At 34.3% G+C, this 18286-nt stretch carries 18 protein-coding genes; 13 read left to right on the top strand and 5 right to left on the bottom strand.

Annotation, left to right across the window (positions count from 1 at the left end; genetic code table 11):
- Positions 1 to 80 precede the first annotated feature (80 nt).
- A complete protein-coding gene (locus ABEG63_RS05710) occupies positions 81 to 1154 on the top strand; it encodes a phosphatidylinositol-specific phospholipase C1-like protein (protein WP_346583645.1) in 1074 nt (357 codons plus the stop codon).
- Between the two features lie 234 nt (positions 1155 to 1388).
- Here the strand turns inward: ABEG63_RS05710 and ABEG63_RS05705 are convergent, their stop codons facing one another.
- Positions 1389 to 3176 carry a metallophosphoesterase gene (locus ABEG63_RS05705; RefSeq protein ID WP_346583643.1) on the bottom strand — a complete coding sequence of 596 codons (1788 nt, stop codon included), beginning with the start codon at positions 3174 to 3176 and terminating at the stop codon, positions 1389 to 1391.
- 71 nt (positions 3177 to 3247) lie between these two features.
- Positions 3248 to 4078, bottom strand: coding sequence for a hypothetical protein (locus tag ABEG63_RS05700; protein WP_346583641.1), 831 nt, complete (start codon positions 4076 to 4078; stop codon positions 3248 to 3250).
- A 402-nt stretch (positions 4079 to 4480) separates the two neighbouring features.
- On the opposite strand from ABEG63_RS05700, the gene ABEG63_RS05695 reads away from it, so the two are divergent.
- The 6 genes from ABEG63_RS05695 (at position 4481) to ABEG63_RS05670 (ending at position 9213) form a co-directional block, all read left to right on the top strand.
- Positions 4481 to 4648: a hypothetical protein gene (locus ABEG63_RS05695; protein ID WP_346583639.1), complete on the top strand. Its 168-nt coding sequence runs from the start codon at positions 4481 to 4483 to the stop codon at positions 4646 to 4648.
- Between the two features lie 64 nt (positions 4649 to 4712).
- A complete protein-coding gene (locus ABEG63_RS05690; protein ID WP_346583637.1) occupies positions 4713 to 6365 on the top strand; it encodes an ATP-binding protein in 1653 nt (550 codons plus the stop codon).
- Positions 6366 to 6378: 13 nt separating this feature from the next.
- Positions 6379 to 7044 (top strand): response regulator, encoded by a 666-nt coding sequence (locus ABEG63_RS05685; protein WP_346583634.1) that lies wholly within the window; start codon positions 6379 to 6381, stop codon positions 7042 to 7044.
- A 121-nt stretch (positions 7045 to 7165) separates the two neighbouring features.
- Positions 7166 to 7816 carry a hypothetical protein gene (locus ABEG63_RS05680; RefSeq protein WP_346583630.1) on the top strand — a complete coding sequence of 217 codons (651 nt, stop codon included), beginning with the start codon at positions 7166 to 7168 and terminating at the stop codon, positions 7814 to 7816.
- A gap of 19 nt (positions 7817 to 7835) precedes the next feature.
- The gene (locus ABEG63_RS05675) at positions 7836 to 8906 is read left to right on the top strand and encodes a type I restriction endonuclease (protein WP_346583628.1); all 1071 of its coding nucleotides are present in this window, start codon (positions 7836 to 7838) and stop codon (positions 8904 to 8906) included.
- A gap of 13 nt (positions 8907 to 8919) precedes the next feature.
- On the top strand, positions 8920 to 9213 hold the full coding sequence (locus ABEG63_RS05670; protein ID WP_346583626.1) for a hypothetical protein: 294 nt from the start codon (positions 8920 to 8922) through the stop codon (positions 9211 to 9213).
- Positions 9214 to 9292: 79 nt separating this feature from the next.
- Here ABEG63_RS05670 and ABEG63_RS05665 read toward each other — a convergent pair whose 3' ends face one another.
- The 3 genes from ABEG63_RS05665 to ABEG63_RS05655 all read right to left on the bottom strand — a co-directional run bounded on the left by ABEG63_RS05665 (position 9293) and on the right by ABEG63_RS05655 (position 11187).
- A complete protein-coding gene (locus ABEG63_RS05665; RefSeq protein WP_312389837.1) occupies positions 9293 to 9742 on the bottom strand; it encodes a GNAT family N-acetyltransferase in 450 nt (149 codons plus the stop codon).
- Complete coding sequence (yihA, locus tag ABEG63_RS05660) at positions 9735 to 10361, bottom strand: ribosome biogenesis GTP-binding protein YihA/YsxC (RefSeq protein ID WP_312389813.1); 627 nt, start codon at positions 10359 to 10361, stop codon at positions 9735 to 9737. The genes ABEG63_RS05665 and yihA overlap by 8 nt, the downstream gene beginning before the upstream one ends.
- A gap of 64 nt (positions 10362 to 10425) precedes the next feature.
- A complete protein-coding gene (locus tag ABEG63_RS05655; RefSeq protein ID WP_267403776.1) occupies positions 10426 to 11187 on the bottom strand; it encodes an alpha/beta hydrolase in 762 nt (253 codons plus the stop codon).
- Between the two features lie 273 nt (positions 11188 to 11460).
- Here ABEG63_RS05655 and mraZ point away from each other — a divergent pair, with 273 nt between their 5' ends.
- The 6 genes from mraZ (at position 11461) to mraY (ending at position 18253) form a co-directional block, all read left to right on the top strand.
- The gene (mraZ, locus tag ABEG63_RS05650) at positions 11461 to 11919 is read left to right on the top strand and encodes a division/cell wall cluster transcriptional repressor MraZ (RefSeq protein WP_267403774.1); all 459 of its coding nucleotides are present in this window, start codon (positions 11461 to 11463) and stop codon (positions 11917 to 11919) included.
- Positions 11920 to 11956: 37 nt separating this feature from the next.
- A complete protein-coding gene (gene rsmH / locus ABEG63_RS05645) occupies positions 11957 to 12853 on the top strand; it encodes a 16S rRNA (cytosine(1402)-N(4))-methyltransferase RsmH (protein WP_346583622.1) in 897 nt (298 codons plus the stop codon).
- Between the two features lie 111 nt (positions 12854 to 12964).
- Positions 12965 to 13333 (top strand): FtsL-like putative cell division protein, encoded by a 369-nt coding sequence (locus tag ABEG63_RS05640; protein WP_267403770.1) that lies wholly within the window; start codon positions 12965 to 12967, stop codon positions 13331 to 13333.
- A complete protein-coding gene (locus ABEG63_RS05635; protein WP_267403768.1) occupies positions 13317 to 15308 on the top strand; it encodes a penicillin-binding transpeptidase domain-containing protein in 1992 nt (663 codons plus the stop codon). The genes ABEG63_RS05640 and ABEG63_RS05635 overlap by 17 nt, the downstream gene beginning before the upstream one ends.
- Before the next feature lie 159 nt (positions 15309 to 15467).
- Positions 15468 to 16928: a UDP-N-acetylmuramoyl-L-alanyl-D-glutamate--2,6-diaminopimelate ligase gene (locus ABEG63_RS05630; RefSeq protein WP_346583620.1), complete on the top strand. Its 1461-nt coding sequence runs from the start codon at positions 15468 to 15470 to the stop codon at positions 16926 to 16928.
- Between the two features lie 83 nt (positions 16929 to 17011).
- Complete coding sequence (gene mraY / locus ABEG63_RS05625; RefSeq protein ID WP_267403763.1) at positions 17012 to 18253, top strand: phospho-N-acetylmuramoyl-pentapeptide-transferase; 1242 nt, start codon at positions 17012 to 17014, stop codon at positions 18251 to 18253.
- Positions 18254 to 18286: the final 33 nt, after the last annotated feature.

Here is an 18286-nt window from a genome sequence, read left to right as displayed (position 1 = left end):
AGCTTAAAAAACACTTAACATAATATATAAACAGCAGCCAGCGAAGAGTCGCTAATTTCGCATGTACAAAATTCGACAACATGAAAAAGGCAGTTTTCTTGGGCTTATATTTATCTACATTCCATCTATTTTGGTCACAATCTCAAAACCTTAATGATTTAAAAATCAACGAAATTCAGGTAATTGGCTCCCACAATTCTTATAAAAAGGCAATTCTTCCAGAAGTTTACAGTTATTTGGAAAAGAAAGATACGTTACATCTTTTACCAAGAATTCAGTATGAACACATCCCTATTCCCCAACAATTGGATCTGGGGCTGAGAAATCTTGAAATTGATGTATATGCCGATAGCAAAGGCGGAAAATATGCCCATCCGAAAATTTTGGATCTGGTAAAAACTACGGAGCCTTTTGACCCGACCGGAAAAATGAAAAAACCTGGCTATAAAATGATTCATATTACGGATATTGACTATCAAACATGGTATTATACGCTGGAAGATTGTTTAAAAGATTTAAAAAAATGGTCTGATGCACATCCTGATCACGATCCCGTTTTTATCACACTAGAACCAAAGGACGGAAAAACCAACCCATATGGAACGGAGCCCGAACATTATACTTCAAAACTTTTTGACGATTTGGATAATGAGTTGAAAAAATTCTTAGGACAAGATAAAATCATCACACCCGATGATATTCGTGGATCTTATAAAACATTAAACGAAGCTGTCTTGAATAAAAACTGGCCAAAGGTAAAAGATGCGAAAGGTAAATTTCTTTTTGTACTGGATAATAACAGTGAAAACAGAGATTTGTATGCAAAAGGACATCCTTCGTTAAAAGGGAGAATGATCTTTACCAATTCTACACCGGGAACTCCAGAATCCGCAGTTTTATTTATGAATGAACCGAAAGATAACTCTAAAATTATAGAGCTGGCAAAACAAGGTTACATCATCCGAACCAGAGCCGATGCCGATACTATGGAAGCACGAAGTGAAGATTATTCGAGGTTTGAAAAAGCAAAAGAAAGCGGCGCGCAAATAATTACTACAGATTACTATTATCCTAGTAAATTATTCAAATCGCATTACAAGGTAAGTTTTGATAATAATACTAACGAAAGAAAGAACCCCGTAACAGGAAAATAAAACATTTTTACGATTAGATTTTGAAAGGAAGGACTATTGCATTTGCGATGGTCTTTCTGCTTTTACTTAACCACAAATGTCTCCTTTTATTCTCTCGCTGATTTTGCAGATAATGCAGATTTTAAAATAGAACTAAAAACAAACGTTTTGTTCACTTTTGTAATCCTTAATCGTAAAGTTATTCAATTACTTTTGGATCTTTTGCGGTAAAATTTAAAATTCGATTAAACATTTTTACAGCCTATTTAAAACCTTTTTCTTCAAATCTATTTCAAAATGATCAGCCGGATCTCCGTTTGATAATAAGGACAAAATTTTAAACAAAGATTTCGACTGAACCATAAAAGGATCCTGAGACTGATTTTCAATAAATAATTTTTCCAATACCTGATATTGCTCTAATCGCTCTGCAGGAATATCTTTCTTTGCCAATTCGTCTGCCGATTGAAATTTGTACACATCTAATAATAGATCATCAAAATTCCATTTCTTAAAAGATTCTGAAGCAATGTTTTTTTCCTTTAATTGATTTTTATTTTGAATTAACAGCAGCAAATCTTCACCAGTTAATGTGCTTCCTTTCTGAATAAAATCTTTTGGCCAGTCGCTCGGAATCATTCGCAAACGAACCAGCTCTTTCAAATGGAAAAGCATAAAATCATGATAGGATTTTGATTTCAGAATATCTTTATTCCACAGAGTTTTAGACTGATTTTTCTGCAAAGCTTCGTACTCTTTTTCATACAAAGGAAATAATTCATCAAAATTCGGAACCTCATCTAAAATTTTCGTTTCCACTTCTACTTTATCCGCTGATTGGATTGTTAGAATTTTGTATCCCGGTAAATAAGCTGCCAGCGACGGAACCTGAACATTCAGCAACATCTTGTCTCCTATTTTACGAATTCCCGTGTCATTAATATGCATATGCCCCGCAAAATGAATCTGCAATCCCGCATCTGCAAAAACTTTAGCAACCTCTTCCTGAGGAACGCGCTCTAATTGCCACTTTTTCTCGCCAAGAAGATTTTTTATGTCATTCGTTGCACCATCATTAAAATCGATCATTGGATAATGGGTAAATGCGATTAGAACTTTGTTATTTTTATTCGCATCATCGGCAATCTTTTTTACCCATTGGATGAGGTGTTTTTTATTGGTGAGCACGTTATTATAGCCAATACTCGCACCTTTATAATTGGAAGCATTTTGAGGATTTTCATAAATATTTTTCGGAATATATGTATTTCCGTCTATGGCAATCATCCAAACTCCTTTTACAGGCTCTACCACATAACTTAAATCAGGAACAGAAAAACCTTTCGTCACTTCATACATTCTTGTGGAATAATTTGCCGACTGCAATGCTTTTTTATAAGAGTAGTTTTTAAATACATCTGAATTAAAGGGCGTACTCCAGAATAAATCTTCTTTCTTTGGATAGAAACCAAAGTCTTTCAATTCATTTAAAATTTCTAAATATCCTGACTCCGCAATATCTTTGGTAATGATTTTATTATCTGCTTTTCCGATGTTTTCTTTGCTGTAAATACCTAAAGGATTGCCGTCTTTTCCCAGAAAATCATCTTTCCCACCTTCGTTTCGATATGGACCAACCGGATCGTGATTTCCTGGGGTTAAATAGAAATTTATCCCGTATTTCTGATGATATTGATTTAAAATATGATGAAGTCCGCGAAGATTATACGCCTGTCCGTCATCCGAAAAATCGCCGGGCATCGCCACAATTTTGATCCCTTTGGCGGCAATATCATCCAAAGCTTTCAGAAAAGCAAAATAATTTTCATTGAAAATTCGTGTAGAATGCAACTGAGAATCCATTGTTCGTAAAATAGTTTGCTTTCCGGTTTTAGGATTCGTGATTCCTTTAAAATCATTATCCGAAAAACTTCCGTACAAATCCTGAAAATGCACATCAGAAAGAAAAGCAATTTGCACAGGTTTTTGTGCTGAAAATAATGTTGTCACGAAAAACAGTAATGAGAATATCCCTTTATTCATTGTAAAATAAAGCGAAATTAGGCGTTTCTGAAACGAAATGTTTTACGCCAATTTTAATTAATTATGAAAAATTATTCTTCTTCAGTAGAATCTATTGGTAATCCTGCGTATTTATCAATCATAAAAGGAGTTGCTTTTCTTAGTTCTCTTCCATTATTAGGATCAATTCCATCTGCTGTAAAAAACTCAACTTCTCCGTTATATTTTGAATACCATACTTTTCCCGCCGCATTTTCTACTGTTAAAGTATCTTTTCGTTCGATCCTCTTAAAATATTCCATCGTCTCATAATCGAAAGGAATTATTTGTCCGTAAATTGGGTTTTTATCATCGCAATCCACAGGCTTATATTCACTTTTATCCCAATACATACAATGCGGTCTGGAATCTAAAATTCCTGCAAAACCAGCCCCTTTGGGTTTCTTGGAAAACATCACGCTTCCACTGGCCAAACATAGCAAAAAAGCAATTTCTACAATGCCCATTCCGTTTTTCTTCATGAAATCTGGCATTTTGAAATGCTGCTCATTCGTAATATTGATGATAATATTCGAAAGTTTTTCAACAAGAGATTCTTCGTCTTGGTCAACGCTTATTTTCACCGTCGTTTTATTGGCTTCTTCATCATTTTTAATAAATGTTCGGGAGAAATCGGTGAAATTCTCATAACCAAGATATTGGCTTAGCTTGTCAAGTATAAAAACATCTATTTCAATTTCATTCTTTGTTTCCAAAACAAAAGCATCATAATATCTTGTTAAAGTCTTTTCCGAAATAATATTTGGAAAGCGTTCATCAAAATAAGTCCACAAATAGCCCGCTAAAGCATTTTTAGTCGTTTTTTCTGTCTCTTCTTTTGCTTTTTTAAATACTTCACGAATTAGTAGTTTTCTTTTGGACATAATTAGTTTTTAAAGGGCATTACAAAATAATAAATTCTTGACCGTGTCGCATTACGGTTTTCCGTAACACAATTCCTGTCCATTTGATGTCCATCGATGTCCATGTTTTGTCTAACCCTTGCCTGTCTGTATGCTCCATCTTTGCCATAACAAAATCAGTGATAAACAAAACATTATAAAAACAAATTTACAAAACTGATTTTAAAAACACCCGAAAAAACGGAGGTAAAACTCCGGGTTGGGAAGCAGATGTTTCTCCTCCGTTTTTGAAGGTTCACTTCCCAAAAAATTTTAGAAGCGCTTCGAAATTTTAAACGTGTACAGCTTACGATCAATAGATCGTGAGAGGAAGAAAAACAATTTCAACTTCAAATTTTAAAGGAAATGATTCAATTTATATTAATGCTATTCGGTTTAGCATTTTCAAATAATAACGCAAATACAGCAGCATGTAATCATAATAATAACGGACAAATAACCGTACAAAGTTCTAGTAATCCGGGGGAAGGAGTAGATCCTGGGGGAAGTGATACGGGAGGAGATACAGGACAAATTCCACCAAAAAAATAATTATAAAAACAACGAAAGAGGATTCTTTCGTTGTTTTTTTTTAATTTCGTTAAAACTAGTAACAGTGAGGTTTTATTATTTTATACTTTTTCTACTATTATTCTCTTGTACACAAAATAAAAAGCAAAAGGATAACCAATCGAACACAAATATCTATTACGATAAAGCATGGGATTTTAAGGATAAAAAAGTCACTGATAGCGCCGTAATCAACTTTTATAAAGCAAAAGATTTATTTCTTAAAAAGAATGATAGCGTTGGAGCTGGAAAGTGTTTAATCAACATTGGGATTATTCTAACAGAAAAGGGCGATTATTTTGGGGCTCAGGAAACGTCTCTAGATGCCACTAAATATTTCAATAATAAAAATCCAGAAAACTATGATAACATAAGATCAAATTACAATAATTTGGGCATAGCATCATACAATTTAAAAGACTATGAAAATGCTATTAAATTTTATGATTTTGCAATCAACTATTCTGGTAGTGATGTAGATATCCAAATATGTTTAAATAATAAAGCAAAAGCTTTACAGGATAATAAAAAATATAATGAGGCTTTAATTATATATAACGATATTTTAAATAAAAGAAGTAAAAATAATATTGAATATGCCCGAGCAATTACTAATTTATCTAAAGCAAAATGGCTTCAAAATCCTTCATACAATCCAATTCCTGAATTTAGAAAAGCTCTCAACCTGAGATTAAAAGAAGAAGATATCTGGGGACAAAATTCTAGCTATGCTCATCTTTCCGACTATTACATTAAAAATAACAAATTAGATTCGGCATTATTATATGCAAATAAAATGTATCGTGTTGCCAAGGAATTGAAAAGTCCTGACGATCAAATTGAAGCTTTACAAAAGCTAATCGTATCTGAAAACAATGATCAATCAAAAAAATACTTTCAAATCTATCAAAAACTTTATGACAGCATATCTATTTCAAGAAGCAAAGCTAAAAATCAGTTCGCGATAATTAGATATGATGTTGAAAAAATAAAAGCAAAAAACGCAGAAAATGAATTCGATATTTTATTGAGAAATATTATTCTTACAGCTTTATCATTATCATTAATCGGCGGCATATTCTGGTATAGAAAAAGAAAAAAGAGACTTCAGCAGGAAAAAGAGCTCGAAGTCAAAAACACCCAACTGAAAATGTCTAAAAAAGTTCACGACGTAGTTGCCAACGGCATTTATCAGGTAATGACAAAAATTGAAAATCAGGAACATTTTGATAAAGATGAAGCACTGGATGAGTTGGAATATGTTTATGAAAAATCAAGAGATATTTCTTATGAAAAGAATGAAATTAAAGATACACAGCCTTTTGATGAAAAAATTTCCGCGCTTATTGCTTCTTTCAAAAATGATACAGTAAACACTTATGTTGCCGGAAACGGAAAAAATATTTGGGAAAATTTTCCTGCTTCTTCGAAAGATGAGGTATATCAAATCATTCGGGAATTGCTGGTGAATATGAAAAAACACAGCCAGGCAAGCACCGTTGCTTTTAAATTTGAAAAGCTGAATAATTCCGTTACTATTCACTACACTGATAACGGGATTGGTATTTCCGGAGATCTTATCCGCAAAAACGGACTGACAAATACGGGAACCCGTATTGAAGCTATTCAGGGAAAAATTATTTTTGAAACCAATATCGAAAAAGGGTTGAAGATTTATATTTCTTTCCCTACATCTTAAAAAAAGACCAAAAATGTTCAAAAAAATTTTAATAGCCGAAGACCACGAAAGCATCAGTATTTCAGTACAAAAAACATTAGAGGTGCTGAATATTCCGACCGTAGATCATGTATATTATTGTGATGATGCATTAGCAAAGGTTCAAAAATCAATTCGTGAAAATGAGCCTTACGATCTGCTGATCACCGATCTATATTATGAGGAAGATCATTATCCGCAAAATATCAAAGACGGAAAAGAATTGGTGGAAGAGGTTCGAAAGCTTCAACCAGAATTGAAAGTAATCGTTTTTTCTGCGGAACATAAATCTGGTGTTATCGATTCTTTGTTCAATGAAACTAAAATCAATGGCTATGTAAGAAAAGCCCGAAATGATTCTAAGGATTTGAAAAAGGCAATCGCTTCCGTGTATGTAAATGAAACTTACCTTTCTCTTGATCTTAAACAGGATGTGAAAAAAGTCAACAGCTACGAGTTTACAGAGTATGATATTACTTTGGTTTCTCTCCTTTCGCAGGGTGTTTTGCTTAAAAATATTCCTGTTTACCTTAAAGCGAATAACATTAGGCCTAACAGTTTAAGCAGTGTTGAAAAAAGATTAAACAGCTTAAAAGAGGACCTGGAAGTCACCAGCAATGAGCAATTGATTGCTTTTTGTAAAGATTTGGGGATTATTTAAATTCTTAATTAAAAACCTGCATACAGCCTTTCAATATTTTTGAAAGGTTTTTTGTTTTTACGGTTTCACGTAAGGAATACTTTTTTTATCGTTCTATTTTTGACCTGTTAAAAACAAACCAATGAATAAGATAACCATTAAGAGCAATCTAATTTTTTTTAAAATTTTAATTCTTGTGAGTTTCTCTTTTTTATCTCTCATAAGATGTACAAAACCAAATGTCACCAATGAAAAGGATTCATTTTTAAAAGATTCTATTAAAAATGAAGAAAAGAAACTTGACTTGAACGTTAGATTAAACAAAGAAATTGAAAGTTTAGAAAAGGATTTAGATTTATCCAAAAATGTTTCTTCCATGGATGGAATTACAATAGTTCTTGCTCTTTATAAATTTTATTCATCTATTATTAAAGAAGGTAAAGAAAGTGATAAACCAGAAGAACAAGAGCTGGCTAAAAAACTTGAAAAAAAAGTAATTAACTCTCAAATAAAAGTACTTCCAAAATTAAGAATGATTTATTATAAACTTATAAAAGATAAACTTTGGGAAAATGATATAGATGTTAAGATTTTAAATTCTTCTAACAAAACACTTCAACTTACCGGAGGAATATTTGCTTCCAACAAAAATATTCAGGATACTCAATCAATGCTTCACGAAGCACTTTCCTTACTAAGATTTAAACAAATACAATATAAATGGTACTCAGGAGATGATGAGTTTACTTATTATAACTTAGATTCTCCGAAAGATTCCGAAATTATAGACTAAAATTAAAAAACTAATAACCATGGATCTTAAAATAAAACTTGAGCAATTACACCAAAAAGTGGTTGGCTTGAAAGACCAGATCAGTACAGAAGAAGCTACAAAAAATGCTTTTGTAATGCCTTTCATTCAAATTTTGGGTTATGACATTTTCAATCCGACAGAAGTTGTTCCCGAGCACGTTTGCGACATCGGAACAAAAAAAGGTGAGAAAGTAGATTATGTCATCAAAAATAATGACGAGCCTATTTTTATTATCGAATGTAAACATTGGAAAGAAAGCGCAGATGCTCATAATTCACAGCTTCACAGATATTATCATGTTTCAAAAACAAGATTTGGAGTTTTAACCAACGGGATTATTTATAATTTTTACACAGATCTTGAAAAACCGAATATTATGGATGAAAAACCATTTTTCACCATTAATATTGAAGATTTAAAGGATAGTTCTATTAAAATTCTGGAAAGCTTTACTAAAAAAGATTATAATCTCAACAGCATTCTGGATTCTGCCGAAGCACTGAAATACATAAAAGCCATCCGAAAAGAATTTGAAAAGGAAATAGAAAACCCTTCTGATGAATTGGTAAAATTGTTGGTTAATCGATTCTTTGAAAAACCTTTAACTGCCTATAGAATGGTTTCTTTTAAGGAATATGCAAAGAAAGCTTTAGCTACTTCCATCAATGAGTCAATAAGTTTCAGATTAAAATCTGCGTTGAGCATTAATGAACAAATTGAAAAGCAAGAAGATGAGATAAAAACAGCCGCACCTATTGATGAAAATAATGATTCGAAAATTGTAACAACCGAAGAAGAATTGGAAGGATTTCAAATTGTAAAAGCTATTGTAAGAGAGAAAATTCCGGCATCAAGAATTGCTTATAGAGACACTCTTTCTTATTTCGGAATTCTGTTGGATGACAATAACAGAAAACCAATTTGCAGGCTTCATTTTAATACTGCGAATAAATATCTTGAGACCTTTCACAATGGTAAAGATGCCGGAGAAAAGTTTTTATTGAATGGTCTTGATGAAATCTATAACTACAGAGAGCAACTCCATAAAACACTAGAAAATTATATTTAAAAAACTAATAACCATGAAAAAATTACTATTTACAAGCCTTTTAGGTTTAGGATTATTATTACCAACTACTTTTTCGGCGGCTGAAAAAAGTACAACTTCAGCAACAGAATATTACACAAAAAAGCCAAAGAAAAAAACGAAGAAATCGAAGAAAAGCAGATCATCAAAATCATATTCTAAAAGCAGTAGCAAAGGATGCACTTATAACGGACATCAATTATATGTCGGACCAAGAGGCGGCTGTTATTATTACGCAGGAAATAGTAAAGAATATGTTGAAAGAGCGTATTGCTCAAGCTGCAATTAATTATTATTAAAACTAAAAACCATAAAAAAACACTCCATATACATTACCAAAAAACGCGAAGATTTCTCCTCGCGTTTTTTTATTTTCTCAACATTTCCGTGTGAGGAATGTTATCTTCTAAATATTTTTTTCCGGTATCTTCAAAACCGAAGTCTCCGTAAAATCTCAACAGATAATCCTGTGCAGAAATCCTGATTTCCGAAGTATGAAAACGGTTTTCAATCGTTTCAACAGCATATTGTATCAAAAGCTTTCCAAGTTTTTTTCCTCTTGCTTTTTCGGTTGTTAAAACTCTTCCGATTGAAGCCTCAGGATATTTTATCCCTTTATCGAAAATTCTGCAATTCGCTAAAATTTCACCATCTTCCTCCGCCCAAATATGAATGGCTTTCTGATCATAATTATCCAAATCTGGATAAGGACAATTTTGCTCGATCACAAAAACATCAATTCTGGCTTTTAAAACATTGTATAATTCAGGAACCGTAAATTCGTCAAAAGTTTTGATCTTCCAGACAATATTACTCATCATCAAAGCTTACATTATTATTGATTAAAAACTCATTCGTTTTCTGAATAAAATCAAGAATTTTATCGCCGCCTTCTTTTTTCTCAGCAGAAGTCACATACAATTCCGGAAGATCTTCCCAGGTTTTATGAAGTTCAGCTTTATAATCCTCAACATTCTTAATAACCACATTCGGTTTCAGCTTGTCTGCTTTTGTAAACACGATAGAAAACGGTACTCCACTTTCTCCACACCATTGGATAAACTCCAGATCGATGGTTTGTGGCTTATGTCTCGAATCTACCAGTACAAAAAGATTCACCAGATTTCTTCTGTTCAGAATATAATTGGTAATCAGTTTTTCGAAATCTTTTCTGATAGATTTTGAAACCTTTGCATATCCGTATCCTGGTAAATCAGTAAGATACCAGGTCTCATTCACTAAAAAATGATTAATAAGCTGAGTTTTTCCAGGCGTTCCGGAAGTTTTGGCCAGATCTTTATGATTCATCATTGCATTGATCAGCGATGATTTTCCCACATTAGACCTTCCGATAAATGCGTATTCCGGAAGATTCGGGTCCGGGCAATCCTGCCATTTTCCGCTGCTCTTTACAAACGTTGCTGTTTTAATAACCATTTGACTATTTTTTAGAAAAATAAACCATTAAGAAAAGCTCTTAATGGTCATTTATATTTTAATTTTAAACTTTATCTTTTACCCAGTTGTAGAGAATTTCGTTGAATTCATCTGGTTTTTCCATCATCGCCGCATGCCCGCATTTATCAATCCAGAACAGATCCGAATTCGGAATAAATTTGTGCATGTCTTCCGCAACCTCAGGAGGTGTTACATTATCCTGTTTTCCCCAAATCAGACACGTCGGCGTCGTAATTTTAGGCAAATCATTCAGCATATTGTGTTTGATGGCGCTTCTGGCTAACATGACGGTTTTAATTCCCTTCATTCTGTCGTTTACCACGCCGAAAACTTCATCTACCAAATCTTCAGTCGCTACCGCAGGATCATAAAAAACTTCTTCCGTCTTTTTTCTGATATACGAACGGTCATTCTTTCTCGGAAAACTATCTCCGAAAGTTCTTTCGTATAAACCAGAACTCCCTGTAAGCACCAAATTTTTAACCAAATCCGGTCTTGCCAATGTTAAAATTAGCCCAACATGACCTCCCATAGAATTTCCTACAATGGTAACCGGCCCGTTGATGTGGCTCTCTATAAACTTGATAATATATTTCGCTATCGTCGTAAGATTCGTATTGAGTACCGGCAAATCGTAGATCGGCAACTGAGGAACATATACTTTGAAACCTCGGTCTGAAAAAAAATCTACCATCTTATCGAAATTACTCAAACCACCCATTAACCCGTGCAGCAGCACCAATGGATGTCCTTCTCCCGCCTCAACAAAAGTATATTTCTTTTCTTTTTTTGTACTAAATATCATATAATGCCTGTAATAAAGCCTTGCAAAAATACAAATTAAACCTCAAAAATATTTTGATTACCCTAATTTAAAATAAAAATAATATAATAATCTGCTTTTTAACTTTTTTTTTGAAAATCTCTTTCATATGGCTTGAATAATACTTTCAACAACCCTCAAAATATCAATAGATTACAGCGTTTACCTTAAATCTTTAATAAAACTTATTAACATTAAGGGAAAAAGTGGGAAAAAGTGGGAAATTTTGGAAATTATTATATAAATTTGCTCCAAATGAAAAGTTTCATTGGGACATATGAGTGTAAAATTGACGACAAAGGCCGCCTAAAAGTTCCTTCATCTCTAATTAATCAGATGGAAAACTTCGACGACAAGGCGTTTGTAGTCAAGAGATCTGTGTTCCAACCTTGCCTGGAGGTTTATCCCATGAATGCCTGGGATAAAATGATGGGCAAAATTAATAAACTGAACAGATTCATTAAAAAGAATGCTGATTTCATTAGAATGTTTACGGCAGGCGTAAAAACTGTAGAGTTGGATAATGCGGGAAGATTACAGATTTCAAAAGACCTTATGGCTTTCGCACATCTTCAGAAAGATATTGTGATTACCAGCGCAGGAGAATTATTTGAAATTTGGGATAAAGAAGCGTACGAGAAAGTAATTTCTACCGATGAGATAGATTTTGCAAGCCTCGCCGAAGATGTAATGGGCTCATTCGAGGAAGAATAACCACGCGATTGAAAAGCGTTAAAAAACACAATTAGACATGTATCATAACCCCGTTTTGTTGAAGCAAAGTGTTGATGATTTGGTGACGAATCCAGACGGAACATACGTGGACTGTACTTTTGGTGGTGGTGGCCATTCAAGAGAGATCCTGAGCAGACTTTCTGATAAAGGAAGATTGTTCAGCTTTGACCAGGATTTAGACGCTCTTAAAAATACAATTGATGATCCGAGATTTACATTAATCAATCAGAATTTCAGATTTCTGGAAAACTCTTTACTTATGTACGGAGTTCCTCAGGTAGACGGAGTTTTGGCAGATCTTGGTGTATCTTCTCACCAGTTTGATGAGGCCGACAGAGGTTTCTCCACAAGAAGCAATGCTCCGCTGGATATGAGAATGAATGTAATGCAGGGATTGGATGCTAAAAGAGTAATCAACGATTACGATGAAGAGCAGCTTGCCGATATTTTTTACTATTACGGTGAATTGAGAGAAGCAAGAAAGTTGGCGCGAGACATCGTTCATCATAGAAAAACGAAAAGTATCGAAACAACGGAAGATCTGAAAAAACTATTCAGCTACCTTCCGCCGCATAAAGTGAATAAATTTTATGCTCAATTGTTTCAGGCAATTAGAATTGAAGTGAACCAAGAATTGGAAGTTTTAAAAGAAATGCTGGTTCAGGCTTACAATGTTTTAAAACCGGAAGGAAGACTGGTTGTCATTTCTTACCACTCGTTGGAAGACAGATTGGTAAAAAGATTTTTGAAAAACGGAATGTTTGAAGGCGAGCCCGAAAGAGACATTTACGGAAATTATAAAAAAGCATTCGAGCTGGTAAAGAGCAAAGCGATTATCCCTGATGATAAGGAAATCGAAGAAAACTCCAGAGCCAGAAGTGCAAAAATGAGAACAGGAATTAAGGTAGGATAAATTTTCCCTCCACAAATTCCCCTCCTTTGGAGGGGTGGCAAAAATTCAAAGAATTTTTGACGGGGTGGTTATAAAAACTACAATTAAATAATAATAAATCAGACAAAGTCTGTGGCAAAAAGAGCAACAACAAATCGTCCTCAGAAGAAATTAACTTTTATAGACATTATAAAAGGTAATTTCCTGAATCGTGATGAGATAAAAGTACATTACAAGTATTTTTTATTGTTGTTTGTGCTGATGATGGCGATGATCTACACCAACCATTTGGTGAATAAAAAGATCAAGATCGTAAATACATTAAAAGAAGAAACAGAAGAATATAAATCGAGAAACGCTTACGCACAAAGTAAGCTGATAAAAGTAAAAATGGAATCGGAGCTGGGGAAAGAGGTTGCAAAGGATTCTTTGATGACCTTGGAAAACCATCCTCATAAATTGCTCATAAAACTGGACAGTACAGATGCAAAAGCCAAGTGAATACGATAACAAGCGTAAAAATACCTTAAGGTGGGGCTACCTCTTCGCAGTGGTAGCTTTGTGCGTATTTGTCATGTTCCTTGCGAGAATCGTCATCTTGCAAAACACCAATGTTCAGGAAATTAAAGACGATTACATTAATAAAAATTACCGTGAAGCAACTTTAAAAGCAGCACGTGGGAATTTATTTGCTTCAGACGGATCTATTCTGGCAACAACGGTGATGCGTTATGATATTTATCTGGATTTCAAAACAATGAAAGACACGATTTATACGAATAATGTTGGCGCTTTAACGGATTCTTTAAGCAAAATGTTCGGAAAGTCTAAAATTGAATTCAGAAAAAAATTCGACGAGCAAAGAAAAAAGAAAAATCAATATTATACCTTGGTGAAAGGGCTGGATTTTGATCAGTACGACAGAATCAGAAATTTCCCGATTTTTAATAAAGGTAAAAATAAAGGTGGTTTTATAGTTGACAGAAACTACAAGCGAGAACTGGCAACTTCCGAAATAGGAGCCGGAACCATCGGAATGGATGATGGCGAACATACCGCAGGTCTTGAAGGTGCTTTTTCTAAATATTTAAGAGGAACTGATGGGAAAAGATTAGAACAAAGAATCAACTCTTCTCAATGGAAGCCGATTGATTTCTGGAAAGTTCAGGAACCTGTGGATGGCGAAGATGTTTACACCACTTTAGATCTTAGAATTCAAGACATTGCACATTCCGCTTTGCAGAAGCAGCTGATTAATTTCGAAGCAAAACACGGCACCGTGGTGGTGATGGAAGTTGAAACCGGGAAAGTTCGCGCTTTGGTTAATTTAAGAAGAGATGAAGACGGAAATTATGTCGATTCTTATAATTACGCTTTAAAAGATAATATTGAACCGGGTTCCACTTTTAAAACAATTTCGCTGTTAGCAGCGATGGATGATGGTTTTATTGATGAAAATACAACCGTAAATGTAGGAAACGGCGTTTGGGTCTATGCAAAACAAAGAATTTCAGACGGCCACGGCGGAGGAACATATGACATCAGTGATGTTTTGGCAAAATCCAGCAACGTAGGAACAGCCAAACTGATTACAAAATATTACGCCGAAAAACCTCAGATTTTTCTAGATCATCTGAAACGCTGGAAATTATTTGATAAAATGGAGATCGAGCTTCCAGGAATTACCAAACCGAAGATCGTAACTCCACAAAATAAAAGATGGAATGCTGCCACATTAGCGTCAATTGCTTACGGATATTCATCAAACATCAATTTATTACAACTAGCAACTTTCTATAACGGAGTTGCTAATAATGGTAAAATGCTGAAGCCTTTATTCATCGATAAAATCATGAAAGATGGCAAAGTAATGTATCAGGCTAAACCGGAAGTGATGGTTAACAGAATGGCATCTGAAAAAGCAATTAAAATGATGACCAATGCTTTAACAAAAGCCGTGGAAAAAGGAACAGGACGAAGCATTTTCACACCAAATTTAAAGATGGCAGGGAAAACAGGAACGGCAAGATTTGAATATTGGTTGCCTGGTCCGATGAAGTATCGTGCATCATTTGCAGGCTTCTATCCGGCTGATAATCCGAAATATACGTGCTATGTCATGATCAGCGAGCCGAATACTTCTAAAGGATTTTACGGAGGAACCGTTTCCGCGCCAGTGTTTAAAGAAATTGCAGGAAAAACGTTCTTAAAAACGCCACAAAACATTGAAAAAGAAATGCTTGTCGACAAAAAGGTAAACCTTAGCAAAATGGTGGAACCTAATGTAAAAATAGCAGTTAACAATAAACAAATGCCAAGTGTAGTCGGATTAATCGGTAAAAACGTGATCCCACAACTGGAAAATTTAGGATATCGTGTAGACTTCAAAGGAGTGGGAAGAATTACAGAACAGTTCCCGTTGGAAGGCACAACGATCAGTAAAAACCAGAGAATTTATTTGTCTCTGCAGAATTAAAAGAGTCCTGAAAGGACGATTTAAATAAGAATAGGATGAAAATCCTATTAATAAAGAAGAAATAACGAACCCGAAGGGTTCAATATCAATAGCCGTAAGTGAAACTTATGCACTTATAAAATAAGAAGGAAAGAATTAAAAATATAAAGCATCAAAGAAATGCAGTTAAATGAATTATTAAAAAGAATTCCAGTGTTGGAAATTCACGGTGACGACACTCGTGAGGTTTCCGAATTGGTTTTCGACAGTAGAAAGGTTACGGAAAACTCTTTGTACATCGCAATGAGAGGAACGGTTGTGGATGGACATTCATTTATTGCATCTTCGGTTGAAAAAGGAGCAACAACAATTGTTTGCGAAGAATTTCCTGAAAATCTGGATGAAAATGTGACTTACGTTAAAGTAAAAGATTCATCTAAAACTTTAGGACATTTAGCTTCTAATTTTTTCGGAAATCCTTCTGAAAAATTAAAATTAATCGGAGTTACAGGAACCAATGGAAAAACTTCTGTTTCTACCCTGCTTTTTGATGTGTTTAAAAACTTAGGTTACGATTCTGCTTTACTTTCTACGGTTGAAATCAGAATTGGAGATCAGGTAATTCCAGCTACGCATACGACTCCGGATGTAATTACCATTAATAAAATCTTAGCTCAGGCGGTTGAGGAAGGTTGCGAATTTGCTTTCATGGAAGTGAGTTCTCACGGGATTGCCCAAAACAGAATTGAAGGACTTCATTTTAAAGTAGCTGGTTTCACGAATTTAACGCACGATCATTTAGATTATCATAAAACTTTTGATGAATATCTAAAAACGAAAAAAAGGTTTTTTGATCAGTTGGAAGATACAGCCATAGCCATCACCAACGTTGATGATAAAAATGGAAACGTCATGCTTCAAAACACAAAGGCTACAAAAAGTTCTTATGCTTTGAAAACAATGGCAGATTACCACGGAAAATCTCTGGAAGTTGATTTCAACGGAATGTTGCTGAATTTCAACGGAAAAGAATTCTGGACGACATTGACTGGAAAATTCAATGTGTACAATTTACTATTGGTTTTTGGAATTGCTTCTGAACTTGGTTTTGAACAGGATGAAATTTTGCAGGCGATCAGTCAGTTAAAAAGAGTTTCCGGAAGATTTGAAACTTTCAAATCAGATGGCGGAATTTTCTTCATTGTAGATTATGCTCATACTCCAGATGCTTTAGAAAACATCTTGGACAGCATTAATGATATCAGAACAAAAAACGAAAGGTTAATCACGGTTTTCGGATGCGGAGGGGACAGAGATCACTCAAAAAGACCTGAAATGGGGAATATTGCTACGAAAAAATCGACGTTGGCAATCATCACTTCAGACAATCCGAGAACGGAAGATCCGGCAGTTATTATAAAGGAAATTGAAGCGGGTGTTGAACCTCAAAACTTCAGCAAATACACTTCAATCCCAGACAGAAAAGAAGCCATTAAAATGGCGATAAAGTTTGCAGAACCAAAAGATATCGTTCTAGTAGCCGGAAAAGGGCACGAAACATATCAGGAGATTAATGGTGTAAAACATCATTTTGACGACAAGGAGACAATTAATGAGCTTTGGAAATTAATGAGTAAGTAAAAATTTATAATCGATAATTGATCAATCTTAATTGATTTTTATCATTTATCAATAATTATTTATCATTTATAAAAAATAAAAGAATGTTATACTATCTATACGAATATTTAACCGCCCACGGAATCCACGTTCCCGGATTGGGAATGTTGAAATACATTTCTTTCCGAGCAGGGATGGCTGTTTTATTTTCTTTGATCATTGCTCTTGTTTATGGTAAGAGAATCATCAACTATCTGAGAACAAAACAGATGGGCGAATTGGTTCGTGATCTTGGTCTAGACGGTCAAAAACAAAAAGAAGGAACTCCTACAATGGGAGGTCTTATCATTATTTTGGCTACAATCATTCCGGTATTGCTATTTACCAGAATTACAAATGTTTACATCGTTCTTTTATTGGTTTCCATGCTTTGGATGGGTGCTATTGGTTTTCTGGATGATTATTTAAAGAAAATCAAGAAAAATAAAGATGGTTTAAGTGGTAAATTTAAAATCATCGGGCAAGTCGGATTAGGGTTAATTATCGGAGTTACAATGTATTTCCATCCTGACATTACGGTTAAAAGAAAATATGCAGATGCCAAAGTAGTGAACAGAAATAATGTTGAACAGAATTTTATGCCAACAGAAAAAATCACTGTTTCTACCGTTCCATTTACAAAAAATAACGAATTCGATTATAGCGGAATTTTATTCTGGATGAACGACAAAGATGCTCACGAATGGGCTTGGATCGTTTTCATTCCGATTGTAATTTTCATTGTAACAGCCGTATCAAACGGAGCCAATATTACAGATGGGATTGATGGTCTCGCCGCAGGAACAAGTGTTGTTATCCTTCTTGTTTTGGCCTTATTCGCCTATGTGTCCGGAAACATCATTTTTGCAGATTATCTGAATATTATGTTCCTGCCAAATATGGGAGAAACCACCATTTTCGCCGTTGCAATGGTAGGTGCCGTGATCGGATTTTTCTGGTACAACACCTATCCTGCACAGGTTTTTATGGGAGATACAGGAAGTTTAATGCTAGGTGGTGTTATTGCTGTTTTAGCGGTTATTTTGAGAAAAGAACTCTTGATTCCCGTGTTATGCGGAATCTTTTTAATTGAAAATCTATCTGTAATGCTTCAGGTAGTTGTTTTTAAATATAGAAAAAGAAAACACGGGCTGGAATATGCCCAAAATAATAGACTATTCAAAATGTCTCCATTACACCATCATTATCAGAAAGACGGTTTCCACGAAAGTAAAATCGTAAACAGAATGATAATTATCGGAGTAATTCTGGCAATTGTTTGTCTGATAACACTGAAGATGAGATAAAAAAACTGCAGTAAGCAATAAGCTGTAAGCATT

The sequence above is a fragment of the Chryseobacterium sp. C39-AII1 genome (assembly GCF_039672645.1).
Classification (GTDB): Bacteria; Bacteroidota; Bacteroidia; order Flavobacteriales; family Weeksellaceae; genus Chryseobacterium.
This window is presented reverse-complemented; position numbering and strand designations above follow the sequence as displayed.